Origin of the sequence: Sabulibacter ruber, assembly GCF_017355955.1 — a bacterium.
Classification (GTDB): Bacteria; Bacteroidota; Bacteroidia; order Cytophagales; family Hymenobacteraceae; genus Nibribacter; species Nibribacter ruber_A.
The window spans coordinates 1,610,369-1,635,644 of the sequence record NZ_JAFFID010000001.1; the positions used below are offsets into that span (position 1 = coordinate 1,610,369).

The 25,276-nt window shown below is 51.9% G+C and carries 24 protein-coding genes; 11 read left to right on the forward strand and 13 right to left on the reverse strand.

The window, feature by feature from the left end; translation table 11 throughout:
• Positions 1-28: 28 nt before the first annotated feature.
• Entirely contained in the window at positions 29-1,018 is a 990-nt protein-coding gene (mgrA, locus tag JT719_RS06545) for an L-glyceraldehyde 3-phosphate reductase (RefSeq protein WP_207431811.1), read from the reverse strand.
• A 245-nt stretch (positions 1,019-1,263) separates the two neighbouring features.
• Between mgrA and JT719_RS06550 the strand changes: the two genes are divergently transcribed.
• Positions 1,264-3,219, forward strand: coding sequence for a PAS domain-containing sensor histidine kinase (locus tag JT719_RS06550; RefSeq protein ID WP_207431813.1), 1,956 nt, complete (start codon positions 1,264-1,266; stop codon positions 3,217-3,219).
• A 102-nt stretch (positions 3,220-3,321) separates the two neighbouring features.
• On the opposite strand, the gene JT719_RS06555 is transcribed toward JT719_RS06550, so the two are convergent.
• The gene (locus JT719_RS06555) at positions 3,322-3,633 is read right to left on the reverse strand and encodes an antibiotic biosynthesis monooxygenase (protein WP_207431814.1); all 312 of its coding nucleotides are present in this window, start codon (positions 3,631-3,633) and stop codon (positions 3,322-3,324) included.
• A 100-nt stretch (positions 3,634-3,733) separates the two neighbouring features.
• The gene (locus JT719_RS06560) at positions 3,734-4,648 is read right to left on the reverse strand and encodes a dienelactone hydrolase family protein (protein ID WP_423227970.1); all 915 of its coding nucleotides are present in this window, start codon (positions 4,646-4,648) and stop codon (positions 3,734-3,736) included.
• A 308-nt stretch (positions 4,649-4,956) separates the two neighbouring features.
• On the opposite strand from JT719_RS06560, the gene JT719_RS06565 reads away from it, so the two are divergent.
• A complete protein-coding gene (locus JT719_RS06565) occupies positions 4,957-5,682 on the forward strand; it encodes a pseudouridine synthase (RefSeq protein WP_207431825.1) in 726 nt (241 codons plus the stop codon).
• 106 nt (positions 5,683-5,788) lie between these two features.
• Here JT719_RS06565 and JT719_RS06570 read toward each other — a convergent pair whose 3' ends face one another.
• Entirely contained in the window at positions 5,789-8,083 is a 2,295-nt protein-coding gene (locus JT719_RS06570) for a GH92 family glycosyl hydrolase (protein ID WP_207431830.1), read from the reverse strand.
• 474 nt (positions 8,084-8,557) lie between these two features.
• Here JT719_RS06570 and JT719_RS06575 point away from each other — a divergent pair, with 474 nt between their 5' ends.
• Positions 8,558-9,577 (forward strand): zinc-dependent alcohol dehydrogenase family protein, encoded by a 1,020-nt coding sequence (locus JT719_RS06575; protein ID WP_207431831.1) that lies wholly within the window; start codon positions 8,558-8,560, stop codon positions 9,575-9,577.
• 209 nt (positions 9,578-9,786) lie between these two features.
• Here JT719_RS06575 and JT719_RS06580 read toward each other — a convergent pair whose 3' ends face one another.
• The 6 genes from JT719_RS06580 to JT719_RS06605 all read right to left on the reverse strand — a co-directional run bounded on the left by JT719_RS06580 (position 9,787) and on the right by JT719_RS06605 (position 14,045).
• Positions 9,787-10,866: an NAD(P)H-dependent oxidoreductase gene (locus JT719_RS06580; RefSeq protein ID WP_207431833.1), complete on the reverse strand. Its 1,080-nt coding sequence runs from the start codon at positions 10,864-10,866 to the stop codon at positions 9,787-9,789.
• A gap of 70 nt (positions 10,867-10,936) precedes the next feature.
• On the reverse strand, positions 10,937-11,632 hold the full coding sequence (locus JT719_RS06585; RefSeq protein WP_207431843.1) for a TIGR04283 family arsenosugar biosynthesis glycosyltransferase: 696 nt from the start codon (positions 11,630-11,632) through the stop codon (positions 10,937-10,939).
• Positions 11,625-11,990, reverse strand: a complete 366-nt coding sequence (locus JT719_RS06590; RefSeq protein ID WP_207431845.1) for a hypothetical protein — start codon at positions 11,988-11,990, stop codon at positions 11,625-11,627. The genes JT719_RS06585 and JT719_RS06590 overlap by 8 nt, the downstream gene beginning before the upstream one ends.
• Positions 11,987-12,586, reverse strand: a complete 600-nt coding sequence (locus JT719_RS06595; protein WP_207431852.1) for a TIGR04282 family arsenosugar biosynthesis glycosyltransferase — start codon at positions 12,584-12,586, stop codon at positions 11,987-11,989. The genes JT719_RS06590 and JT719_RS06595 overlap by 4 nt, the downstream gene beginning before the upstream one ends.
• A gap of 71 nt (positions 12,587-12,657) precedes the next feature.
• Positions 12,658-13,707 (reverse strand): arsenosugar biosynthesis radical SAM (seleno)protein ArsS, encoded by a 1,050-nt coding sequence (gene arsS / locus JT719_RS06600; RefSeq protein WP_207431861.1) that lies wholly within the window; start codon positions 13,705-13,707, stop codon positions 12,658-12,660.
• A 2-nt stretch (positions 13,708-13,709) separates the two neighbouring features.
• Positions 13,710-14,045, reverse strand: a complete 336-nt coding sequence (locus JT719_RS06605) for an arsenosugar biosynthesis-associated peroxidase-like protein (protein ID WP_207431869.1) — start codon at positions 14,043-14,045, stop codon at positions 13,710-13,712.
• Positions 14,046-14,351: 306 nt separating this feature from the next.
• On the opposite strand from JT719_RS06605, the gene JT719_RS06610 reads away from it, so the two are divergent.
• The 3 genes from JT719_RS06610 (at position 14,352) to JT719_RS06620 (ending at position 17,383) form a co-directional block, all read left to right on the forward strand.
• The gene (locus tag JT719_RS06610; protein ID WP_207431871.1) at positions 14,352-15,728 is read left to right on the forward strand and encodes an APC family permease; all 1,377 of its coding nucleotides are present in this window, start codon (positions 14,352-14,354) and stop codon (positions 15,726-15,728) included.
• A gap of 73 nt (positions 15,729-15,801) precedes the next feature.
• A complete protein-coding gene (locus JT719_RS06615) occupies positions 15,802-16,785 on the forward strand; it encodes an aldo/keto reductase (protein ID WP_207431873.1) in 984 nt (327 codons plus the stop codon).
• Between the two features lie 43 nt (positions 16,786-16,828).
• Positions 16,829-17,383, forward strand: a complete 555-nt coding sequence (locus JT719_RS06620; protein ID WP_207431875.1) for a hypothetical protein — start codon at positions 16,829-16,831, stop codon at positions 17,381-17,383.
• Positions 17,384-17,628: 245 nt separating this feature from the next.
• Here JT719_RS06620 and JT719_RS06625 read toward each other — a convergent pair whose 3' ends face one another.
• Positions 17,629-18,579, reverse strand: a complete 951-nt coding sequence (locus JT719_RS06625; RefSeq protein ID WP_207431877.1) for an NADP-dependent oxidoreductase — start codon at positions 18,577-18,579, stop codon at positions 17,629-17,631.
• Between the two features lie 284 nt (positions 18,580-18,863).
• Here JT719_RS06625 and JT719_RS06630 point away from each other — a divergent pair, with 284 nt between their 5' ends.
• The 4 genes from JT719_RS06630 to JT719_RS06645 all read left to right on the forward strand — a co-directional run bounded on the left by JT719_RS06630 (position 18,864) and on the right by JT719_RS06645 (position 22,883).
• On the forward strand, positions 18,864-20,345 hold the full coding sequence (locus JT719_RS06630) for an aminoacyl-histidine dipeptidase (protein WP_207431879.1): 1,482 nt from the start codon (positions 18,864-18,866) through the stop codon (positions 20,343-20,345).
• A 449-nt stretch (positions 20,346-20,794) separates the two neighbouring features.
• A complete protein-coding gene (locus JT719_RS06635) occupies positions 20,795-21,871 on the forward strand; it encodes a J domain-containing protein (RefSeq protein ID WP_207431880.1) in 1,077 nt (358 codons plus the stop codon).
• A 165-nt stretch (positions 21,872-22,036) separates the two neighbouring features.
• Positions 22,037-22,255 (forward strand): CsbD family protein, encoded by a 219-nt coding sequence (locus JT719_RS06640; RefSeq protein ID WP_207431882.1) that lies wholly within the window; start codon positions 22,037-22,039, stop codon positions 22,253-22,255.
• Positions 22,256-22,472: 217 nt separating this feature from the next.
• A complete protein-coding gene (locus tag JT719_RS06645; RefSeq protein ID WP_207431884.1) occupies positions 22,473-22,883 on the forward strand; it encodes a hypothetical protein in 411 nt (136 codons plus the stop codon).
• Between the two features lie 195 nt (positions 22,884-23,078).
• Here the strand turns inward: JT719_RS06645 and JT719_RS06650 are convergent, their stop codons facing one another.
• Complete coding sequence (locus tag JT719_RS06650; RefSeq protein WP_207431886.1) at positions 23,079-23,399, reverse strand: hypothetical protein; 321 nt, start codon at positions 23,397-23,399, stop codon at positions 23,079-23,081.
• 245 nt (positions 23,400-23,644) lie between these two features.
• Here JT719_RS06650 and JT719_RS06655 point away from each other — a divergent pair, with 245 nt between their 5' ends.
• Entirely contained in the window at positions 23,645-24,934 is a 1,290-nt protein-coding gene (locus JT719_RS06655) for a TCR/Tet family MFS transporter (protein WP_207431888.1), read from the forward strand.
• Here the strand turns inward: JT719_RS06655 and arsC are convergent.
• Positions 24,924-25,265, reverse strand: a complete 342-nt coding sequence (gene arsC, locus JT719_RS06660; protein WP_207431890.1) for an arsenate reductase (glutaredoxin) — start codon at positions 25,263-25,265, stop codon at positions 24,924-24,926. The genes JT719_RS06655 and arsC overlap by 11 nt on opposite strands.
• Positions 25,266-25,276 lie beyond the last annotated feature (11 nt).

Consider the following 25,276-nt stretch of genomic DNA (forward strand, 5'->3'; position numbering starts at 1 on the left):
AAACCGGGCCTAAAACAGCTTCCTGATTTTACTTAAGGATGGTTTCAATCTGGGTTAGTTCGTCCTGGCTGAACTGGGTGTTGTGCATGCATTTCAGAGAATCGGCTAGCTGGGCGCTAGTGCTGGCACCAATCAACACCGAGGTCACGCGCGGGTCTTTCAGCAGCCAGGCCAGGGCCATCTGAGCCAGGGATTGTCCGCGGCCCTGCGCCAGGTCGTTGAGCTGACGGATTTGGCTCAGGCGTTCCTCCGTAATGTCACCTTCCTGCAGGAAACCGTGGGGTTTGGCGGCGCGGGAGTTCTCCGGTATGCCTTTCAGGTACTTGTTAGTGAGCAGGCCCTGGGCCAGCGGCGAGAACGGAATACAGCCTACGCCTTGCTGCTCCAGTAAATCCAACAGGCTTTCCTCTACCCACCGCACAAACATAGAGTATTTAGGCTGGTGGATAAGACAAGGTGTACCCAGTTCGTTCAGTATCTGGATGGCGCGGGTGGCTTCCGGGGTTTCGTAGTTGGAAATGCCCACGTACAATGCCTTGCCCTGGCGCACAATAGAGTCCAAAGCACCCATGGTTTCTTCCAGCGGCGTATTGGGGTCTGGACGGTGGCTGTAGAAAATATCCACGTAGTCCAGCTTCATGCGCTTGAGGCTCTGGTCCAGGCTGGAGATGAGGTATTTGCGGGAGCCCCACTCGCCATACGGTCCTTCCCACATCTTGTAACCCGCCTTGGAGGAAATGATGAGCTCATCGCGGTAGCCCCGGAAATCTTCGTGCAGAATCTTCCCGAAGTTCTCCTCGGCTGAGCCGGGCGGCGGACCGTAGTTGTTGGCCAGGTCAAAGTGGGTAACCCCGGCATCAAAGGCATCGCGCAGGATCTGGCGGGAGTTCTCCAGCACATCCACGTGCCCAAAGTTGTGCCACAAGCCCAGAGAAAGGGCCGGTAGTTTGAGTCCGCTTTTGCCGCAGCGCCGGTACTCCATGGTGGAATAGCGCTGGTCAGAGGGTGTATAAGCCATAGTTTTATTTCGTTGATGAAGGCTGAAAATACGGTTTCTCCGGTCATCTGCCAAACCTCAGCTTTAAATGAAACTAAGCTATGCCTAACACGTATGTTTAGGGTTTTGTTTAACTTAATGAAGAAAAGAATATAACAAAATGCACAAGTGGTGTCTTTCTAACTTATTATGAAGGATATTTGAAGAACGCATCTTAAAGCATAGAAGAAAAGCGCACACTATCTTACTGGCTTTTAGCAATTAACATGAACACAGGAGAACTTGACGTTGTACCCAATTTTGTGGAGGGCACCCAAACAGAAGACAGGTATAGATTATTGATTGAGAACGTTATTGATTACGCCATCTTTCTGCTGGATGCCACCGGCCACGTTTCTACCTGGAACGCTGGGGCCAGGCGCATAAAACAGTATGAGCCGGAAGAAATCATTGGCAAACACTTTTCTACCTTCTACACCTCCCAGGCCAAGGAAACCGGCTACCCAGATTATGAATTGGAAGAAGCCAAACGGGTAGGCCGCTTTGAAGACGAAGGCTGGCGCGTGCGCAAAGACGGATCTGTGTTCTGGGCCAATGTGATTATTACGGCCATCTTCAACTCCAAGAAAGAACTGATCGGGTTCTCCAAGATTACCCGCGACCTGTCTGAGCGCAAAAAAGCCGAGGACGATCTGTTCAAGGCCTACGAGGAGCTGAAAGACAGCGAAGAGCGGTTCCGGTTGCTGGTAGAAGGCGTCACCGATTACGCCATTTTCATGCTGGACCCCGCCGGAAACATTGCCACCTGGAACAAAGGTGCCCAAAACATAAAAGGGTACCAGGCCAGCGAGATCATTGGCAAGTACTTCTCCAAGTTCTACAGCCGCGAGGCCATCCAGAGCGGTTTTCCGGAGTACGAACTCAAAAAAGCCCGCGAAGACGGCCGCTTTGAAGACGAAGGCTGGCGCTACCGCAAAGACGGCTCAGCGTTTTGGGCCAACGTGGTCATCACGGCCATCTACAACAAAAAGAAAGAGCTCATTGGCTTCTCTAAGATCACGCGTGACCTCACCGAGAAAAAGAAATTGGAGCAGCAGCTCTTCCAGACCAACGAGGAGTTAAAGGAAGCCGAGGAAAAGAGTCGCCTGCTAATAGACAGTGTGAAAGACTACGCCATTCTCATGCTCAACCCAGAAGGCTACATCACCAGCTGGAACGCCGGGGCTGAGCGTATCAAAGGCTACTCCCCCAAAGAAATCCTGGGCAAGCACTTTTCCATGTTCTATCCACGCGAGGCCATTGAAAAGAACTTTCCGCAGTATGAACTTGCCACCGCCCTCAAGATTGGCAGGTTTGAAGACGAAGGCTGGCGCATCAGAAAAGACGGAACCGCTTTCTGGGCCAACGTGGTGATCTCGCCGGTGTTCAACTCAGAGCACCGCCTGCTGGGCTTTGCCAAAGTTACCCGCGACCTAACCGAGCGCCGCCGCAACGAAGAACTCACCCAGAAAAACCAGGAGCTGCTACGCATCAACAATGATCTGGATAACTTTGTCTACACGGCCTCCCACGACCTGAAATCACCAATCACCAACCTGGAGGGCCTGCTCACCGCCCTGAAAGAAGACCTGGGCCCCGACTGCCTCACCCACCAGGACATTTTGGGTATGATGGCTAACTCCATCACCACTCTGCGCAAAGTAATCACAGACTTGTCTGATGTGACCAAACTGCAGCAGGATAAAGACAGCCCCGTGGTGGTGAATCTGCCGGAGTTGCTGGAAGAGGTAAAGGAAACCCTATCCGATAAGCTGCAAGCCAGCAACGCCCAGGTCAAAGTAGGCGACATGGAGTTCCACAACCTGCGCTACACCCGCAAGAACCTGCGCAGCCTGCTCTTCAACTTGGTATCCAATGCTGTGAAGTATGCAGACCCGCAACGCACGCCCGAGGTAGTCATCAGCACCTTCTCTGCCCCCACCGGTGAGTACGTGCTGTCTGTGGCTGATAACGGGTTAGGGATACCGGCCCACCAGATAGATAAAATATTTGCCATGTACAAGCGGGTGCATGACCACGTAGAAGGCACCGGTATTGGCTTGTACCTGGTGAAAAAAATCCTGGAGAACTCAGGAGACCGTATTGAGGTGGAAAGCGAAGTTGGCAAAGGCACCGTCTTCAAAGTGTATTTCACTCCCAGGCACCCTTTTAATAATTCCTAGTTTCCCTTGCCTTAAGCGTAAGGTTTTACCGAAGACCTAAAACAAGAGGTCCTGCCTGAGTTTACCCCGGGCAGGACCTCTTGTTTGTTTTGGGCCTGTTTTCTACAAAACGCTTTCAAAATAGGTAAGTTTCTTGGTGAGCTTGGGCCGTTCTGCTTCTTTGTTCTGACGTTGTTCCTTGTGCCCTTGCACGTGATCCTCGCGGGAGATCCAGGCTTTGAAATCATCTTTGCTGTTCCACTTGGAGACCAGCACGTACTCCACGGTCTGCGGATGTTCGCGTTTCCAGATATCGAAGGAAATGAGCCCGGCCGCACCGTGGCTTTCCTCCAAATCATGCTGGCATTTCTGGGCCAGGTACGCTTCATGTTCTTTATCGGCCTCAAAGCTGGCGTTCACTAAATAAGCACTCATAAAAAGCGGGTTGGTTTATAGGTAAAAACGTGAAGGTACCAGGAAATAGTTTTTTGCTGCTTGGCTTAGCCGCTTTCCTGCAGGGTACCTGTTGCCCGGCTTATTTGAGTTTCCGGTTGAAAAGCTCTAGCGTACGGTTCCAGGCTAGTTTGGCGACCGCCTCATTGTAGCGGGCCGGTGAGGTATTGTTGTTGAAGGCATGGTTGGCTCCTTCGTACACGTACAGTTGGTAGTTGATATTGGCGGCTTTCAGGGCTTGTTCAAAGGCCGGGATGCCCGCGTTTACCCGCTCGTCCAGTCCGCCGTAGTGCAGCAGCATCTCGGCTTTTATCTTAGGCACCTCCGCGGCATCGGGTTGCCGGCCGTAATACACCACGGCAGCGTCCAGCTCAGGCGAATTTACGGCTAACTGCCCTACCAGGGCCCCGCCCCAACAGAAGCCTACCGCCCCGGTTTTCCCGTTGGCGTTTTTGTGGTGTTGCAGGTACTCCAAGCCTTTCAGGAAATTGGTGAGGTTCTGCTGGGCATCCAGTTTAGAGAATAAGGCGCGGGCCTCGTCTTCATTGGCCGGGGTGCCTCCCATCGGCGACAACGCATCGGGCGCCAAGGCGAGGTAACCCGCCTGCGCCACCCGCACCGTCACATCCCGGATGTGCGGATTCAAGCCCCGGTTTTCATGGATAACCATCACGGCACCCAGCTTCTTCTCTTTCCTGGGCTGTGCCAGAAATCCTTTCATGGTCACGCCCTCGGCCCCGGCGTAAGTAATGTCCTCGGTTTGGAGGTTTTTATCGTCTACCGTAGCAGCCTGGGCGTAATTGTTCTCCAGCATGGGCAAGAGCGACATAGCCAACGTTAGGCTGCCCGTGAGTTTGGCTAATCTGGAAATGAACTCCTTGCGGGTGAGCGGAGCGTGGGTGTACTCGTCAAATAAATTGATGATGCGCTGGTCCATAGGTGTAGGTTGTTTCTTTGGAAGGTACAAAACTGGGCACAGTAATCCATGAACCGGCACCGCAGAATGTACAGGAAATGGATTGTCCTTACATAAAACTGCTGCTTTAAATCCCCAAGACAGGGACCCATTTTAGCTCGATTTTCCTGAAAACAGGGCTGAAACTCCGGCGTTACTACCTTACCTGTATCCTTGACGGCAACTGCCAAGACAAAGCGATTGCCACACTATGCAGAACCTGGTGAAGGCTGAACATCGGCTAAGCGTAATCTTACCTATTTATGTGGTACTTTTGAAGTTTCAATCCCCTGCTCAGTCAATCTGATTCTGGGCTTAAAAGGTGATTTTACAACAAAAGTAGGAAGCGAGTGCTGGAGATAATTTATGAAGACGCGCAGTACGTGGCCATCAATAAGCCCAATGGGCTGTTGGTTCACCGCACGCGCATAGCCGAGGAGAAGAAGGAATTTGCCATCCAGTTGCTGCGCGACCAACTGGGGTACCGGGTACACGCGGTCCATCGGCTTGACCGGGGTACCTCCGGCGTGCTGCTCTTCGCGAAATCTCCGGAGGCAACGGCCCCGCTGGTAAAGGCTTTTAGTGAACGGCAGCCCGATAAAACCTACTTTGCCATTGTACGCGGCTATGCCCCTGAGGCAGGCACCATTGACAACCCCATTCGCCCCGACAAGGACAACGGCCTGAAAGAACCCCAGGATGCGCTCACCCATTTCCAGAGATTAGCCACCGTAGAGCTAACCATACCGGTGGGCCGGTACCAGACCAGCCGCTACAGCCTGGTGAAAGTAAAACCCGAAACCGGCCGCATGCACCAGATCAGAAAGCACTTCGCGCACTTGCGTCACTACATTGTAGGAGATAAAAAACACGGCGACTGGCGCCACAACCGCATGTTCCTGGAAGAACTGAACAGCCCGTTTATGCTGCTGCACTCCGCCTCCCTGAAATTTGAACATCCTTTCACGGGAGAGCAAATAGAGATAAAAGCAAGAATGCCCGAAAACATGCTTCGGCTGTGCCAGCAGTTTAGCTGGGAAGATGTGCTGCAAGCGCAGGAAGAGCTGGTTTTCTGATATCGTTTTAGGAGGCAATCGTCTTCCACAAAAATCCCCCGTTTACGGCCTGTTGTCAGGAAAACAGGCCGTAAACGGGGATTCCTATTTGTGCTGCTAAAGCCGCTTACTTCTTTGGTTTGCTGCTCATGTAAAAGGTGAGCTTGCCGCCTTTTACCAGATCCGCATGATTCAGGAAAGGCTGGGTAAGAGGCTTGCCGTTCAGTTCCACTTTCTGCACGTACACGTTTTTCTCGCTTTGGTTTTTCGCCTCAATCACGAAGCTTTTGCCATTGTCCAGGTTCAAAGTGGCCTCTTTCACGGCAGGGCTGCCTAAGGCGTATTGCTCTGAGCCGGGTGCCACCGGGTAGAACCCGAGGGAGCTGAACAGGTACCAGGCGCTCATCTGGCCGCAGTCATCGTTGCCGCCCAGACCATCGGGGGTGGCCTGATACTGTTTCTTGAGGATCATGCGTACGCGCTCCTGCGTCTTCCAAGGCTGATCTGTCCAGTTATACAGGTAGGCGGCGTGGTGTGCGGGCTCGTTGCCGTGCACGTAGTTGCCTATAATGCCCTCGCGGGTGATGTCCTCGGTATCAGCAAAGAACTCGTCCGGTAAATGCATGGTAAAGAGTGAGTCCAGGTGCGGGACGAATTTGGCGTTTCCGCCCATGAGTTGGATCATCTCCGCGGGGGCCTGCGGCACGTAGAGGCTGTAGTTCCAGGCGTTGCCTTCAATAAAGCCCTGATTGTGGGTGCTCAGCACATCAAACTCCTTCTTGAACGTGCCGTCGCTCAGCTTGGGCCGCATGTACCCGATGTTCTTGTCATACACATTCCGCCAGTTTTGGGCGCGTTTGGTGAACTCCTGGTAAATATCCTGCCGGTTCAGCTTTTTGGCCACCTGCGCGATGCACCAATCGTCATAGGCGTACTCCAGCGTTTTAGACACCGAGGAACCGTTCTTATCCTCCGGCACATAACCCAACTGCATGTAATACTGCAAACCGTCATAGTAGCCTTGGCGGGCGGTGGCCACGCAGGCATCCAGCGCCCGGTTCGCATCGCCGGGGTAAGTACCTTTCATGATCGCATCTGAGATCACCGATACGCTGTGGTAGCCGATCATGCACCAGTTCTCGTTGCCGTGGTGCGACCAGATGGGCAGCATGTTGTGCACGCTCTGGTCATAATGCGCCAGCATAGACTCCACCATATCGGCGTTGCGTTTGGGCTGCACCAGGTTGAACCAGGGGTGCAGGGCGCGGTAGGTATCCCACAGGGAAAAAGACGTGTAGTTGGTGAAGTTCTTTGCCCCGTGGTTGTTCTGGTCCAGGCCCCGGTACTGGCCGTTCACGTCCATGTAAATGGTGGGGCCCAGAAACGTGTGGTAGAGCGCGGTGTAGAAGTTGATATAATCGTCTTTGGTGGGTAGGCTGGCGCGCACTTTGCCCAGCTCCTGGTTCCACTGGGCTTGGCTTTCCTGCTTTACGCGGTCAAAATCCCAATGCGGCACCTCGGCACGCATGTTGGCCAAAGCGCCCTCGGTACTCACCGGCGACAACGCGAATTTGATCTTCACCTTTTCGCCTTCCTGGGTCTTGAAATCGAAATAAGCCCTGATCTGCTTGCCAGCCATCTCGGGGAAGTTCTTGCTCTGGTCGAATTTCCGCCAGAAGCCGCGGTACACCTGGGCTTTGGAGTAGTCTTTGTTGCCGTACTGGTAAAACGGCTTGGAAAACGCCATGGCGAAGTACACCGTGCGCGTGCGGCCCCAGCCGTTGGTCTGCCGGTAGCCGGTCACCAACGTATCGTTCTCAATGCGCAGGAAGGTCCAGGTGTTTTTGTCTTCGTAGTTGTAGATGCCATGCATCAGGTCCAGGATGATGTGCGCCTCGTCACTCTTGGGAAACGTGTACTGGTGCATGCCCACCCGGTTGGTGGCCGTGAGTTCCGCCTGGATGTTGTGGTCGTCCAGCTTCACGCTGTAGTAGGCGGGTTGGGCCACCTCGTTGTTGTGCGAGAACTTGGACCGATAGCCCGTTTCGGGTTGGGTCTCGGTGCCGGGGTTCAGCTGCAGTTTGCCGGTGGTAGGCATGATGAGGAAATCGCCTAGGTCTGAGTGGCCGGTGCCGCTGAAGTGCGTATGGCTGAAGCCCACGATGGTAGGATCATCGTATTGGTAGCCAGCGCAGTACTTGTACACGTCTTTGTTGTACTTGCCGTTCACCTCGTACGGAATGGTATCGGTATCAGGTGAGAGCTGCACCATCCCGAAAGGCGCCGTGGCTCCCGGGTACGTGTGGCCCATCTTATGCGTCCCGATCAGGGGATTGACCCAACGAACCAGATCATTGGCTGGTTTCTGGGCGAAGGAAGTAAACTGACAGAGCAGGAAAGCGAGAAGCAGAGGATTTCTCATGTTGGGAGGACTAAGGAAAATCTGGGAAAGCAGTTTTTTTAAATTCAAAGATAATGGAGAATCTGACCCTGCAAAGACTCACCTCATTTTGTGCGGTTTTTAATAAAACCACACAAAATGAAAGAAAGGTCTTCCTCTGAATTGATGGGCAATTAGCAGGGCACTTTCAAAACATGTTTAAGCAGATAACCCTTTTTATGCTGGATGTTGTTTCTACTGATTTTAAGCCCTTGCTACTCAGATGATCATTTCAGGAAAGTATCATCCAGGCTTATAGGGCTTATAATCACGTACATTACTAACCCTTCTCCAGCTCAGGTACCTTTAACCATACCGGTATCAGTAAATAAACTAACAAAGACACAGTATTACCTTTCCTTACTTTTGTGGCATTCATAAGAGACTTGAGGCAAAAAGGTATGTTGCCTTTATCATTCATTTATTTTCCTGAAAGGAAAAACAGATAATCTGAACATGAAAGCGTACAAAATACACGCCCCTAAAGGTTGGGACAATTTAAAACTAGTTGAATCTGAAGAACCTGCTGTGACAGGCAATCAGGTTAAAATCAACATCAAAGCTGTTTCATTGAACTACCGCGATACTGCTGTAACCTTGGGTTACTTTGCGTACCCTGGTGAGAAGTTACCAATGATTCCGTTTAGTGATGGTGCTGGTATCATCACCGAGGTAGGCCCTGATGTAAGAAATCTCAAAGTAGGCGATAGAGTATCTCCTAACTTCTTCCCAGACTGGTATGGGGGTGCTTTCTCAGCGCAGAAGGTAGCTCGTTCTTTGGGCGGCAGCACAGACGGAGTATTAGCAGAATACGTGGTGTTCAGCGAAGATTCAGTAGCTAAGATCCCAGATTCATTTACCTATGAAGAAGCTGCTTCAGTACCATGTGCGGGAGTAACAGCATGGCACTCTTTAGTAACTAAAGGTGGCATAAAGCCAGGTCAGACAGTATTGGTACAAGGTACTGGCGGGGTTTCCATCTTCGGGTTGCAGATTGCAAAACTGTATGGAGCAAAAGTGATTGTGACTTCCAGCTGCAATGAGAAACTGGAACAAGCGAAAGCTCTGGGTGCTGATTACCTCATCAACTACAAAGAAACTCCGGAATGGGGAGCTAAAGCCAAAGAACTAACGAACGGCGAGGGTGTAGATTTCATCCTGGAAGTAGGTGGTCCTGACACGCTGAACCAGTCTATTATTGCGCTTAAACCAGGTGGAAGCATCTACATTATTGGTGCTGTTGGCGGTGGTGCACCTGGCCAGACCAAAGATATTTTTATCTCTCCGTTTGACATGGTAAACCTGCAAGCCATTTATGTAGGCAGCACAGAGATGATGGAAGAACTCTTCAAAGCGTTTGACGCTAACCAGGTGAAGCCTGCCATTGGCCAAACCTTTACCTTTGACAAGGTGGTAGACGCACTGGAGTTCATGAAGAGCGGTTCGCATTTCGGGAAAATTGTGGTTACCCTCTAAAAGCTTATTTCAATTCTGGTTTGCTAGCTTTTTGCAGTGCAAAATCAGAATTGGAAAATTTACTAAGTTCAAGCGCTCTTTCCTGTGTTTTCTGGCTATTTTCTTCAAAGTAGCTTAAAACCGGGAAAGAGCGTTTATATATAGAAGTTCTAGGATAATTCTCGCAGAAATCTTCCCATAGCCCTGAGCAAAGCAACGAGTGGTTTACCTTACTCCTGCTCTTTGCTCCGCAGCTTTTCGCCTTCACCTCTTTTGGTATGCAGGGTGGCATCCTGATTTAAGCCTAACTCTTCCTGGATCTGGGGCGAAGAGCCTTCCGGAGATTTGCCCGCCATCATTCTAACATAGCGAATTCCATCCTGCAAATCGGCCCAATGGTGCGCAGGAGGGTCATACCCGTAGGCCCGGTACTTATTAGGTGGCACTTTCCCTTTCAGGCGGACAAACGTTTCAAATTGTTGCACCCATTCGGCAAAGGTATTCATGAACTCGTCTTCTTTGATCATGTCTTCGGCTTGGTTGTCGCTGTACTTCACGCCTTTGCCGGTGGTGCAGTAAGCCCATAATTGGTCAGGCACTTCTATGCCGCCGTAACGGCTTTGCCATACCAAGGGCGCGTACGCATCGCGCATGTGCTGGAAAGGTTCTTTTTCCGGATCGAAGTAATGTTTGTGGCGTAGCAGTTTCGGGCGGCCGGTGTCATCCATTTCATCACTGCCTTCGTCTCCGTAACAGAAGAAAGCGGCGGTTCTGCCTTCCAGGTGGTTCAGGCTCATAGCTTCCCATTCCTGGCTATGTTCCAGGGCCATGGCTTTCTCGGGGTTCTTGTGGTCAATGGTTTTCTCGTCGGGGTTGCCGCCGTTCATGCACACCAAGCGGTCAAACATGAGTTTCAGGTTACTGGTGGGCGCGTACCAGTTCACCGGCCCGATGATGGCCCAGGCATCGGCCATGTCTAGCCTAGAGTACATGTCCAAATCCCACAACAAGTCTGGCTCTTTCTTGCTGTTTTTCTCATAACAGTTGCAGGGCCACACGCACAAGGCCATGGAGGTGGAGACACAAGCATTACAACTCTGGATTCTGGCCCGGCCGTACACGTTACCTAAGTCTTCATAATCTATTTCCCAATCCTGGGGCAGCATTTCGGCCATTTTCAGCATCAGGGTACGGGACTTACTGTCTACGCCCGGACAGTTGTACTGTCGCCGGTCTGACCCGGAGATGATCAATATCCGAAAGGGCCTTTTCTCTGGTGGGAGAGCTGCATTTTTATCGTCTGGTCTCATGGGTCACCGGCATTTAGATATTCTGAAAACTAACCTCTACTCCTTCTGCTTTGTTTAGGCAAATGGCACTTTACAGCTTATGTTTTCTGATCAGTTTTTTATAAACTTTCACTAACTGCTGCTGCGAGTAGCCCAGGTAATAGAGGCTCCAGATCAGGTAAAAAATGCCTTGCATCCGGAACACGCCATTTTCCCTATACTTTCTGGCCGAGGTAATGACCACGTCTGGCAATACCCTGAACGTACCCAGTTTTTTCAGGCGATGGATGATTTCCTGGTCTTCCATCACCACCAGATCTTCCCGGAACCCGCCACTTTGGGCAAAAACCTCTTTGGCTACAAACAAGCTTTGATCCCCGAACCGGAGGCCGTTGATGTTGAACCGGGTAAACCAGGCATTGGCTTTTAAAAACCAATGCGGATCATCAAACGCCAACCGAAAACACCCGCTTCGTGCCCCTTGCTGGTACGCCGTCAGAATCTGGTCTATGAATCCTTGGGGCGGAATGCTGTCGGCGTGCAGGAAATACAGGAGCTCTCCCTGGGCCAAAGACGCGCCTTTGTTCATTTGGGCCGCCCGACCTTTGCGTTCACTGTTTACCACCGTAGCCCCGTGCTGTTCCGCAATCAAAGCGGTACCATCGGCGCTGCCGCCGTCTACCACCAGTATTTCCAAAGCATGCTGCCCGGAAGCGGACCTAATATGCCGAATGGTTTGCCCTATCTGGTCAACCTCGTTGTAGGTGGGCACGATGATGCTAAGCATGCCTTTTCAGGTTACTGCGCACCAAATCTTGCAAAGCTTCCAGAGAAGAACAGTTCTCCAACTCGGACTTGCTGATGATTTCTTCCAGCGTTCCGTCTTGCTGCAAGAAAACAGCTGGCAGGCGCGTGTCTAGGCGGTATTTCTTGGCGAACTCGTCTTTGTGCAGGAAAACCGAGGGAATGGGCAAGTGCTGCACAAACGTTTTCCAGGCCTGCTTCTCGGTGAAATTTCCGTAGGTTAAGGCACACAGCTGACAAGGGTACGTCTGCGGCGACAAAAGCTTATGAGCAAAGTCTGTCACAGTGCTGAACAGATCAGCGTTGGCGTTATAGACGAAAACCAATTGCGCTTCTTTCATTTTCCCGTTGCTTGCAGGTGAACCAAGTCTTTCTCTTCGTCTATATCATGCAAGGGTGGCAGAAGGTGATAGCCTAGTTGATGCTGGCGGCACTTTGCAAGGGTGGTTTCACATACGGTAGCGGTGCTCCAGGCAATGTCTTCAAACAAAAATGAGTGCGGCGCTTTCATTCCCAATAGGTAGTACCCACCATCAAACGCAGGCCCAATGACCACATCCGATTCTTCCAAGGCATCAAAGGCTGTGTCCAATAGTTGCGCATCAATGCCGGGGCAATCAGTCCCAATGACTACAGCTTTGGTGTAGCCTTGCGCTAGTACTTGGGCAAAGGCGTTTTTCATACGCTCGCCTAGGTCATTGCCGTGCTGCCTGGCTTTCTCAAAACCACTGTCCCACAAATCTGTTTCTTCCACCTGGCCTGAGTAATACACCACTCTATGCGCGTCTATTGCCTGGCACACTTCTCTGGTATGCTGCAATAAGTGCTTGTACACTTCTAAGGCTTTGTCATTGCCCACTGTAGCCGCTAAGCGGGTTTTCACCTTACCGGGCACCAGGTTTTTAACGAAGATGATGAGCGCGAAGCTTGGTTGCATGAACTCTAGAAGGGTTGTTTGGTTTAGGCCTGATTTGATAAAACTAAGCAGGAAACAGAATTGGGGTAAGCTTATGCCACGGCTCCGCCACAGCTGCTTCCTGCCCCGGCGGTGCACCCGTAGCAATGTTGCCCCACCACAATGTCCCGCTGCTGCAGCAGATCGTTTTGAAAATCACTGATGTGTTGGTGCGGCCCGTTTACCTTTAGTTCCAGCATCTGGTTGAAGTCGCAGTCATATAAATAACCGTCCCAACCCACCGAAAGCGTAGTACGGCACATCACATTGGCGGCGGCGGCCGGATTATACGAAGCTACCAACTTCTGCATGTAACTTTCATAGTTTCCGCTGGCCAGCAGATAGTCCAGGTACCTACTGATGGGCAGATTGGTGATGGCAAACAGTTGGTTGAATTCAATGTTGAACTTCTGCCCCAAAGCCTGCTTGTACTCAATCTCCAGCGCTTTCTGGGCAGGAGGCAGAAAAGCACCCGCCGGGTTGTACACCAGATTCAGGATCAGGCCGGTGCCTTCTTTGCCGTAGCCTACTTCGTTCAGCATTTGCAGGGCTTTAATGCTGTCTTCAAAAACACCGTTGCCGCGTTGACGGTCGGTGCGGTCCTGGGTGTAAAACGGTAGCGAGGAAACCACCTCTACGTTGTGTTGCTTGTAGAAGAGCGGCAGGTCATGGTACTTTTTATTGGCCAGCAGAATGGTAAGGTTACAGCGCACCATCACGTGTCGGCCCAGTTTCGAGATCTCGGTCACAAACCACCTGAAATCCGGGTTCATTTCCGGGGCGCCCCCGGTAAGGTCCACCGTCTTCAGGTGCCGGTTGGCCTGCAGCACTTCCAGGCATTGCTGCATGGTCTCGCGGGTCATGATTTCCTTTCTGTCTGGCCCGGCATCTACGTGGCAATGCTTACAAACCTGGTTGCACATCTTCCCGATGTTGATCTGCAGGATTTCCGCGGGCAGCGGCTTCAGCGGATAAAGGTCGGATTTCTTTAACTGGTCCTCAAAGGGCACCAGGGAGAAATCGGGATTGGGCCCGTGCTGGATAATTCCTATCTGCTCCTGAGCAATGGCTAAAAGACTGTGCTGCGCTTTGAGGGACTTCATGCCTACATGGAAATTTCCTTCACCTTGTTCATCATCTGCACACCATGCACCAAAGAAGCCCCGCCCCTAATGGCACACGCCACGTGTACGGCCTCCATCATCTGCGGGCCGCTCCAGCCTTTCTCCACGGCATCGGTGCTGTAAGCGTCAATGCAGTAAGGGCACTGTACGGCATGGGCCACGGCCAGCGCAATCAAAGACTTTTCGCGGGCGGTGAGTTCACTGTCCTTGAAAACCTCGCCGTAATAAGAAAAAAACTTGTCGGCCAGGCCTTGCTGTAAGTCTCCCACGTTGGCAAATTGAGACAAATCTTTGGCGTTGTAGTAGTGCTCGTTCATAAAACAGGTTTTTAGGTGTACCGCCCATCTGGTGCGGTTTCTGGTTTGAGGTTATAAAAGGATACAGGTGTTTTCTGGCAGGAAGCGGATAAGACAGTCTATCTGAAATATCAGTTTATTACTATACGAAAAGAGCCCGCAATTAGATTTGACCTGAGTTGAAGCAGCCTGCATCCTTCAAGCATGCTTTATTTCTAAAGGAACCCACTTCTGCTATACCCGCAGATACCAACGCACGTACGCATAGGCAGCTTTCTTTTCACCATCTTTAACGCATCTATTTTCTTTTATTGACGCTACTTCTACATGTCTGCACCTCACTTAGAAAGACGCCTGGGGCTGGCACAGGCCACGGCCATTAACATGATTGACATGGTGGGCATTGGTCCGTTCATCACCCTGCCCATGGTTATTGGCATGATGAACGGACCTTATTTCTTGTACGCCTGGATGGCGGGCGCGGTGCTTTCCATTGTGGATGCCATGATCTGGAGTGAGTTGGGCGCGGCCTTCCCCAGAGCCGGTGGTAGTTACAACTTCCTGAAAGAAGCTTACGGCGAAAAAGGCATGGGCCGGTTCATGAGCTTCCTGTTTGTGTGGCAAACCATGATTCAGGCCCCGCTGGTAATTGCCTCGGCGGCTATTGGGTTCGCTTCCTATTTCTCTTACCTGGTGCCTTTGACTGATATCACCTCCAAAGTAGTGAGCGGCGGGGTGGTCATTCTGATTGTTGTGCTGCTCTACCGAAAGATTGAATCCATCGGCAAGATCAGCGTGATGCTGTGGGTGGGCGTGCTGCTCACCATGGGCTGGATCATTGGCGGCGGACTGGCCAACGGAAACTTTTTGCAGCCACTGCGCGAAATGAACGAAGGCCTCACCGTCAACTACGGGTTTGTCGCGGCCATCGGGTTTGCCAGCGTGAAAACGGTGTACAGCTACCTGGGCTACTACAACATCTGCCATTTAGGGGCCGAAATTAAGAATCCGGTCCAAAACATCCCGCGCAGTATGTTTTATTCCATTGCGGGCATCGCGGCGTTGTACCTGCTCATGAACATCAGCGTGGTGAGCGTGGTGCCTTGGCAGGAAGCGAAGGAAAGCGAGTTTGTGGTGAGCCTTTTCATTCAGCGGCTGGCGGGCAACACGGCGGCAACGGTGGTTACGGTGCTTATCCTGTGGGTGGCCTTCGCCTCGGTGTTCTCCGCCACGCTGGGCTACACGCGTATTCCGTACGCGGCCGCCGCCGATGGGGCTTTCTTCAAGGTCTTCGCCCGGCTGCACCCCACCAAGCATTTTCCGCATATCTCGTTGCTGTTTCTGGGTGCGGTGGCCTTCGTGTTTAGTATGCTGTTCAGGTTGAGCGATGTCATCAGTGCCATTCTGGCCATGCGCATTCTCATTCAGTTCATGGGACAGGCGGTGGGCTTGCTGCTGCTGCGCAAGAACCGAAGCAGCGAGGATTTCCCGTACAAAATGCCGCTGTTCCCGCTGCCTGTGATTGTGGCGTTGCTCATGTGGGCGGCCATTCTGCTGTCTACGGGCACTACCATGGTCATCTCGGGCTTGGTGGTGATCTCGCTGGGAACGGTGGTGTATTTCATCAAAGCGAAACTGAACCAGGAGTGGCCTTTCAGAACCAACGCTGCGGAGGAAAAACTAGAGGAACATCGGTCTTCTTAGAGCGCTTTTTGCGTCCGGTTTCTCGCCGGGGGCGTACATTCTATTTTCCACGTTCAGCTAAAACTCAATTGATATGACCTATAGAGAACTGGGCAACACCGGAGTAAATGTATCGGCCATTGGCCTGGGCTGCATGGGCATGAGCCAGGCCTACGGCACCCGCGACGATGCCGAATCCATTGCCACCCTGCACCGGGCACTGGAACTGGGCATCAACTTCTGGGACACCGCCGATGTCTACGGCCCGCACCACAACGAGAAACTGATCTCGCAGGTGCTGGTGCCAAATCGTGACAAGATTTTCATCGCCACAAAATTCGGTTTCAAGCCCACCGAAGACGGCGGTATGGCCTTTGACGGTTCCCCGGCCTACATGCGCACCGCCGTGGAAGGCAGCCTCCGGCGCCTCAAAGTAGACGTGATTGACTTGTACTACGCCCACCGCGTGGACCCCAACGTGCCCGTGGAGGAAATGGTAGGTGCCATGGCCCAACTGGTTCAGGAAGGCAAAGTGCGGTTCCTGGGCTTGTCCGAAGCCTCGCCGGCCTCTATACGGAAAGCCCACGCCGTACATCCCATCACCGCCGTGCAGTCGGAGTACTCGCTGCTCACCCGCGATGCCGAGAAAGAAGTCATTCCGCTGTGCCAGGAGCTGGACATTGCGTTCGTGCCCTTCAGTCCGTTGGTGCGCGGTTTGGTGACCAATACCGTAAGTCTGGAAACCCTCCCGGATAACGACATGCGCAAGTCCCTGCCCCGTTTCAAAAACGAAGACAACTGGGACAACAACCAGAAATTGGCGCAAGCGTTTGCGGAGTTCGCGGCTAACAAGAACTGCACTCCGGCGCAGCTAGCCCTGGCCTGGGTTTTGGCCCAGAGCGAGAGCCTCATCCCCATCCCGGGCACCAAGCGCCGCAAATACCTGGAGGAGAACGCCGCCGCCGTGGACATTCAGCTCACCATAGAAGATATTCAGGCGCTGGAAGACCTTCTCAAACAATACCCGCACGTGGGCGAACGCTACAACCCGGAGCAATACAAAATGGTGAACCATTGATTTTCAATTCAGAGTCCACCATCACCCTATTGTGCTCCAGGACATGATGAAAGAAGAACAAAGACGCCAGAACCGCATTACGTATCTGAAAAGGCAGCAGGACCGAAGACACTACCTCAGTGACTTTCTGCTCTGTCTTTCAAGAATTGCCGGAAAACCAGTGTGCGGGGACGCGGTGCTGTCTATTGAGGAAACCGATAGGCTGTTCCAGCGGATTTATTCCCGAGAGTCCCAAAGGCCTGTTTATAGCGTGGTTTTCCCGTTTTCGCAGGCAGAGAAACTCAGGAAAATCTTCTCCTCACTCAAACAGGAATTAGCGAACCCCAAGACCTATTTTGCCACCGGCAGGTTTTCCAATTCCTTCTTCCTGCAACTGGACAGTTCGTTTGCCATTGACAACTTTGAGGAAATCATTGAGCTGGACACCAACACGTTCTACATCCACCACAAAGACCTCACCAACGGCCTGCTGCTAGACAGCCATGAAGAAAACTGGACGGAATACGGTAGAACCAACTACATCTGGACCTACGGGCTACGCGTGTGGGGCAAAGATTGGGTAGATAAAATCCATAAAGCCTACAGCAAGGTGGCATGAAAAGCCGATGACTTGTTAACAGAGAGCCTCCGCCAAAAAATAGCGGAGGCTTTCTGTTTTGGGCCTGTTTTGAGGAAAAGAGGGCTAAAATCCGCATTAATCCTTTTCAGGTTGTTCGCGAATTGATGGTTCTTCCTCTGAGTTGAATGTGACGCTGTAAACGGTTGGAGATAAGGCAGTGCCTTGTCTCTACAATTCTATAACATTTACCTCCCGACATTATCAGGTTTTATTGCTGCAAAGATTTACGGCACTATTACAATCTTGCCCTTGGTGTGGTGGGTGGCAATCTGGTCCAGGGCTTCGGCGGCTTGGTCCAGGGTGTAGGTTTCGCTTACGTGGACTTTGAGATTGCCGGCCTCGGCTTGTTGGCGAAGGATTTCCAGCTCAGCGGAGTTGGGCTCCACAAAGACGTATTGGAAGTTAATACTCTTGTCAAGGTCTTGGCCCTGGTTCAGGATGGAAACCAATTTGCCGGATGGCTTCAGGGCTTTGAGGCTTTGCTGGAGGGTTTCGCCGCTGGCGGCATCAAAGATGAGGTCCACGCCCTCGGGGAAAATCTCTTTCACGGCCTGCCCCACATCGGTACCGTTGTAGTCAATGGTATGGTCGGCGCCCAGTTCTTGCATGAAAGCATGGTTGCGCTGGCTGGCTACGCCGATGACCGTGGCTCCCGCATTTTTGGCCAACTGAATGCCCAGCGTCCCGATTCCGCCGGAGGCACCCAGGATCAGCACGCTCTGGCCGGGCTGCAGATTACCGGCATCAAACATGGACTGGTAAGCGGTTAACCCCACCAGCGGAATACCCGAGGCTTCCTCAAAGCTCAGGTTCCTGGGTTTGTGAGCGAGGTAACTCTCTGGGATCACGATGTACTCGGCAAAGGTACCTTGCTGCACTACGGGTCTGCGGGCATATGCATAGACTTCATCGCCCACGTTGAAGCGACGGGCACTGAAGGCTCGGTCTTCCACCACGCCGGCAATGTCCCAGCCCGGAATGGCCGGGAAATGCACGGGAAGGAAACTGCTCAGCCAACCCGCCAGCACGGCATTGTCTACGGGGTTCACGGCGGCGGCTTTCACGCGTACCAGTACTTCGCCCTCTTTCAATTCTGGTATGTCTACTTCACCTACTTTGATTTTGTCTGTGCCCCCAAACTCCTCGTAAAAGGCCGCTTTCATTCGTTTTGCCATAGTGTATCAGCAGTAAGATGTTCATCTGAAGAACTCTTTTTTACTCCTTAGCGCTACAAGTTGTTTTCTTGAAAGCGAAATCTACCGGTCCTGCCTTCTTCTGGCTTGTTTCCGTTTTGCCCCCGCTTTTCTGAAAAAAGGCCAAAAACAGGGTGGTGTTTTCCTAAACTGGCGCGGGCGGTAGTCCGTTCTGTTTACTACCTTTACCAAAGGAACATTATCCTCAACCAAAACCAGCAGGCGGAGCCTTGGCTCTTCCGCAGGGTTTCCTGAACCGATTCTTTATGAGCACCCAGCTAGAAAACTTAGAACCTAAAGCCCTGTGGCAGCATTTCGCGGCGTTGAATGCCGTGCCCCGTCCGTCCAAGAAAGAAGAGCGCGTGATTAAGTTCATCCAGGATTTCGGGAACAGCCAGGGCTTTGACACCATCACCGATGAGGTGGGCAACGTAATCATCCGCAAGCCTGCCTCCCCGGGCATGGAAGACCGCCAGACCGTGGTGCTGCAGAGCCACCTGGACATGGTGCACCAGAAGAACGCCGATACCGACTTTGACTTCAACAGCCAGGGCATTGAGATGTACGTGGACGGCGACTGGGTACGGGCGAAAGGAACCACGCTGGGCGCCGACAATGGCATTGGCGTAGCCACCATGATGGCCCTGCTCACCTCCCGCGACATTGCGCATCCGCCGCTGGAGTGCCTTTTCACCATTGACGAGGAAACCGGTATGACCGGGGCCATGGGCTTGAAAGGTGGTTTGCTGAAAGGCTCCATCCTGCTGAACCTGGACACCGAGGATGACCGCGAACTCACCATTGGTTGCGCCGGCGGCGTAGACGTTACCGCCACCGGTTCTTACAACCAGGAGAAAATCCCTTTTGATTTTGAAGGCTACCGCATCAGCCTCACTGGCCTAACTGGCGGCCACTCGGGTATGGACATTCATTTGGGTAGGGCCAATGCCAACAAGCTCATGAACCGTATTCTGTACCAGGCCACGCACAAACTCAACGCCAGAGTGTACAGCATTGACGGTGGCAGTCTGCGCAATGCCATTCCGCGGGAGTCATTCGCTGAGATTGCCATCCCGGAAATCAACATGCCGGTTTTTGAGCAGTTCATGGAAAAACAGGCCGAAATCCTGAAAGCCGAATACGCCCTCACCGATCCGCACCTGCAACTGCAAGCCGAGGTGATTGACCTGCCCTCCGCGGCTATTTCCTATGATTTCCAGAACCAGGTGCTGCGCGCGCTCTATGCCTGCCCTAACGGCATTTACCGCATGAGCCCCGCCATTGAAGGCTTGGTGCAGACCTCCAATAACCTGGCGCGCGTTCTGGTAAAAGACGGTACGTATACCGTTCAATGCCTTACCCGCTCTTCGGTAGATACCGAGAAGTTTGACCTGGCACAGGCCATCCAAAGCACCTTTGAGCTGGCCGGTGCCAGCGTGACCCAAAAAGGCTCCTACCCCGGCTGGACTCCCAACCCCGATGCCACCATCGTGAAAACCATGAGCACCCTGTACCGCGAGCTTTTCCAGGAAACCCCGCACGTGAACGCCTGCCACGCCGGTCTGGAATGCGGTATTCTGGGCACTAACTACCCCAATATGGAGATGATTTCCTTCGGACCTAACATCACCGGCGCCCACTCCCCCGACGAGAAAGTACAGATCAGCTCCGTTCAGAAATTCTGGAATTTCCTGTTGGAGACCCTAAAACAGATCCCAGCAGCAGAACCAGTGGCTTCAAAAGCGTAGCTTTCATGCTGTCAAATTCGGTTCATCTGCTGAAAAACGGGTGAACCGAATTTAGCTGCGTTTTACCTTTAGATGTGCTTTTGAGGCTAGCGCCTCAGGGCAGTTACAAACTGCCACCATTATAGGTCCAAGTCACGGACTTGAACCATGGAAAGGCAATGCGAGAGTTAGACAAGGCAGTGCCTTGTCTCTACGGTTCCATCACCATTGTCACCAATTCCGCTACTTCCCCGATTCCAGTCTTTCGTGCGAGCGCCTTAGCAGGTTCCGGTGCCGCGGGCATTGCGACCGAAAGGGAGCAAAGGAAGCTGGTACAGCGCGAGCGCGGAAGACGGGGCCCCGCGGCCGTGAGCGCATACCGCTACCTATAGAAAGAGTAGCCCATAAATCCATAGAAAAGCCGCCGCTACGCCAGCAGCAAACAATTATTTAAAAACCCCGGCATTCTTATGTCCTCAGACCACCAGCCCAAAGAGAATAATCTTCCTCAATTCACTCCCCAGGAAAAAGCGTCTTTGTCTGACCTGCAGCATCAGTTCAACGCCAGCATCCAGACCATTGACCACTTAAAAGGCCAGTTGGCAGAAAGGGCTAAGATCACCGAGGCCGCCAGAGCCCGGGTGCAAAAAGAGGTTCAGCCGCTGGTCAGGGAAATGGTTGCCAACAGAGTAGCCTTGGTCAGGTTACTGGATGAAGTGTACCAGACAGAAGAATTTGCCCGGTTGGAGCGTGAAAACCTGGCCACTTTTATCAAAGACCAGGCTTCTTACCTCTTCCACCAGTACCAGGCCGAGGAAGTATCGGAAATCCTGCACCGGTATTCCACGCCCGTTTCCGTGCCGAAACAAAATCCTGACCAGGCAAAAGCAGAAACCCAGCAACTGCTCAGGAACGTGTTGGGCCTGGACGTGAACCTGGAAGACCTCACAGACCTGGAGGCGTTCCAGGCACGGTTAGACAAACAAATGCAGGAAGAACAGGAAAAACGCGACGCTCAGAAAGCTAACCGGCAAAAGGCCAAGGCGCAGCAAGCCAAACAAACCAAAGCCAAAGTGGAGCTGGAAACGATCAGCAAGGCCAGTCGGCGACTGTACACCACCCTGGCCAAGCTGTTGCACCCAGACCGGGAAAGAGACCCGCAGGCCCGGCTCTGGAAGGAAGAGGCGATGAAGAAGGTGACCATTGCCTACCACCAGGACGATTTCTTTGAATTGCTCAGGTTGCAGATGGAATTCATGCACGAGCAGGAGCAGATTCTAGCCCAGGTTCCCGAGGAGCAACTGGCGTATTACGTGAAGCTTTTGCAAGAGCAGATCCAGGAACTGGAAGACGAGCACAGTAACTACTACATGGGCCCCGAGGCGCAGTTATACCGTGATTTTGGAGGAACGCCCAAACAGATGGAGACCAAGTTCAGAAGCGCCAAAAGAGACCTACGAGAGGAAATTCAGCAGCTGGAATTTGCCTTGTCCAGCTTCCGTGATCCGGCGGCGGTACGTGATTTTGTGAAAGGCTTCAAAAAATAAAAAATACTTTTCCCATCCTATAAAACCTAATCTGCTGCTTTACAACTGTTTCCCAAAAAGCAGGCTAAAAAAGGGACAGACTATCGCCTAAACCTCCCTTTCTGGCACCAACCCTGCTTAGCTCTCTGCGTATATACATACATACCTATCTATAACTTCCTTTATATGAATACTACCAATAACGAGTCATATAGTGACGAGGCAGAATATAGATCCAGAGGAAATTGGAACGAGATCAAGGGCCGAATGAAAATGGCCTACGGAGACTTAACCGATGACGACCTGACCTATGATGAGGGGCAGGAAAACAAGTGGCTTGGCAAGCTTCAGCAGAAGCTTGGGAAAACCGAGCATGAACTGAGAAATTGGTTAAGAAGTCTCTAACATCTACGGTTCCAGTAAAGATCCCCTGCTTGGCCTGTTCGGTAGAGCGGGGATTTCTGTGTCTCCCCAAAAGCAATTCACCTGGCAAGGTCAGATTCCTGGCTCAGGTTCTTTCCTAATTGCATGCGTTTGGGTTGCCCGGCTTGCAAAACAACCACTGGTAACTTTAGATAGAATTCAAAGAAGAGGATTGGCTTTTGTCTGATGATGAACCTCTATGATTCTATACCAAAACGGATTGATTGAACTGGAGTACAATCCTTCTACCGACGTATTACAGGTAGCACTGCCCAACGCGCATCACATTGGCATCAATGAGCTACAGCGCTGCCTGGATACCATCGCTGATTACATTCAGAGCTATGACGTAAAGAAGCTGCTTTTAGACAGCAGCAACAGTGTCATCTATGCCCTAGATGAAGACTCTTACCGCCGGATAGTATCAAAGTTCTTTTCTGATCTGAAGAAAACTCGCCTTCAGCGGTTTGCCCGCATTGGCACCTCCAACCATTCCCACGAAACCAGATCTGCCAACATTACCTCAACCATGAGCCTGGAACTGCTTTCCTCCTTCGCCCTGGAGACATTTCCCAACCAAAACATTGCCATGCGGTGGCTCCTGCAATAGCGATCATTTCATACTCTTACAGTAGCTTTTGCGGGTTTACCTATAAAGGTTTGTGCTTCTGTTTTGTTGAAAGCGCATTTCCCAGACGGTCACTTCTTAACCAACGGTACCTTGCATAGCAAAAAAGAGACCCGCTTGTCAGGGCGGGTCCAGGCAAAAAAATTGTTTGTAGTTTATTGGTAAAGGGCAGTTGTTTTAATTTTTCAGCAGCGCTTCCTGTTGGGTAGAGGAGTTCATTTTCACCAACGACTTATATGCTTCTTGCTGGTCTTTAGAGAGAACCTCCAAAAGAGCTACTGTGAACTTGTCATTGATTGCTTTCGCATCTGAATTGGTTTTCCCCAACTCTGCTAGTCTGGCTTTCTCCAGGTTTCTAATCTGCAGGTACTGAGCTTCGTTCAATTTCAACGCATTGGCAAGTTGCCGGGCATTGTTGGTGGCGTTTGGCGTGTTGTCGGCGAGCGATACGCCGGCGAACGAGAAGAATAGGGCCAGGGCTAGTACAGATTTTTTCATGAATCAGAGTTTTGGTTTAGTTTGTTCTTGTTGTCGTTACAAAAATGTAATTTAATATAGAAAAAATTTACCTAATTAGGCAAGTAAATCTTTTTACAAGTTCAAACCCCGGTTTTGCACGATGATTTTCTGCAGGCAGAAAGTTCTTCGGATGAATGGGCGTATCCCCTCGATGAATATTTTTCGGCGGACAAGCGTGCATAACATCCAGTTATTTTAGCAACTTTTGCTAAAATATTTATCCTATGAAAGCACAACGCCAAGCAGCTCTGGGTTTTATTTTCGTGACATTGTTGATAGATGTCATTGGGTTTGGGATAATCATTCCGGTACTGCCAAAACTCATCAGTGAACTGATCAACGGGAGCTTGAGCGATGCCTCTCTGTACGGCGGCTGGCTTATGTTTGCCTTTTCTATTACGCAATTCTTGTTTTCACCGGTACTAGGCAACCTGTCTGACCGGTATGGCAGACGACCAGTGCTGCTGTTTTCGCTTTTCGGGTTTGGGATAGACTACATTCTGCTAGCTTTGGCGCCTAACATTGCCTGGTTGTTTGTGGGAAGAATTATTGCGGGGATTACCGGAGCCAGCATGACCACGGCCACCGCCTACATAGCCGATATCAGCACGCCCGAGAAGCGGGCGCAGAACTTTGGCATGGTGGGCGCTGCCTTTGGGTTGGGCTTTATCATAGGCCCGGTGATTGGCGGGGTGCTAGGGCAATTTGGCGCCCGTGTTCCTTTCTATGCAGCGGCAGCCATTACGCTGCTTAATTGGCTGTACGGGTTCTTTATTTTACCAGAATCACTGGCCCCGGAAAACCGCCGTCCATTCAACCTGAAACGGGCCAACCCGGTGGGCTCGCTGTTGCAGCTGAAGCGGTACCCTATTATTGCCGGGCTGGTGGGTTCACTTATCTTTATTTACGTAGCGGCCCACTCTACCCAAAGCACCTGGTCTTATTACACCATGGAGAAGTTCAAGTGGAACGAGGCCTGGGTAGGTTATTCTTTGGGCTTTGTGGTGGCCGTGGTGCAGGGTGGCCTTATCAGATTCATTAACCCATGGCTGGGGCATAAGCGATCAGTTTACTACGGACTGGCCTTATATGCCTTGGGCTTTTTGCTGTTCGCGTTTGCCACCGAGGGCTGGATGATGTTTGCCTTCCTGGTTCCTTACTGCCTGGGAGGAATAGCGGGGCCAGCCATCCAGGGCATCATCTCTAACCAGGTATCCGCCAATGAGCAGGGCGAACTGCAGGGAGGGCTTACCAGCCTGGTGAGTGCTACCTCTATTGTAGGGCCTCCGCTCATGACCTATACCTTTGCGTATTTCACCAGTAAAGACGCGCCGCAATATTTCCCGGGTGCTCCTTTCCTGTTAGGGGCAGTTCTTACGGTAATCAGCGTTGTTCTGGCCATCAGATCGCTCTCCCGGCATGATTTGCGCGAAGTATCGGCTCCGGTTCCTGCCCAACAGATGCCTCTTTCCCCGGATGAAGCGCCGGCCATTGCGCCCGGCCTTACAGAATAGTAAGAACGTTTTCTGGCGGACGGCCAATCACGGCTTTGTCTCCGTTGATGACAATGGGCCGCTCAATCAGGATGGGGTTCTGCGTGAGCACCTGCAGCCATTCGTCGTGGGTGAGGTGCTGGCCTGCGTATACTTCTTTATAAAGCTTCTCCCCTTTTCTGATAATATCTTCGGGGGCGAGTTTCAACTTCGCCAGCACCTCTCTTAGTTCTTCCCTGGAAGGAGTCTGGGTTAGGTACGGCACCACCTGAACGTCCTGCCCTTGTTTTTGCAACAGTTCCAGCGTTTGACGGCTTTTGCTGCAACGGTTGTTGTGGTAAATGGTCACCATGGGTTGGGTTA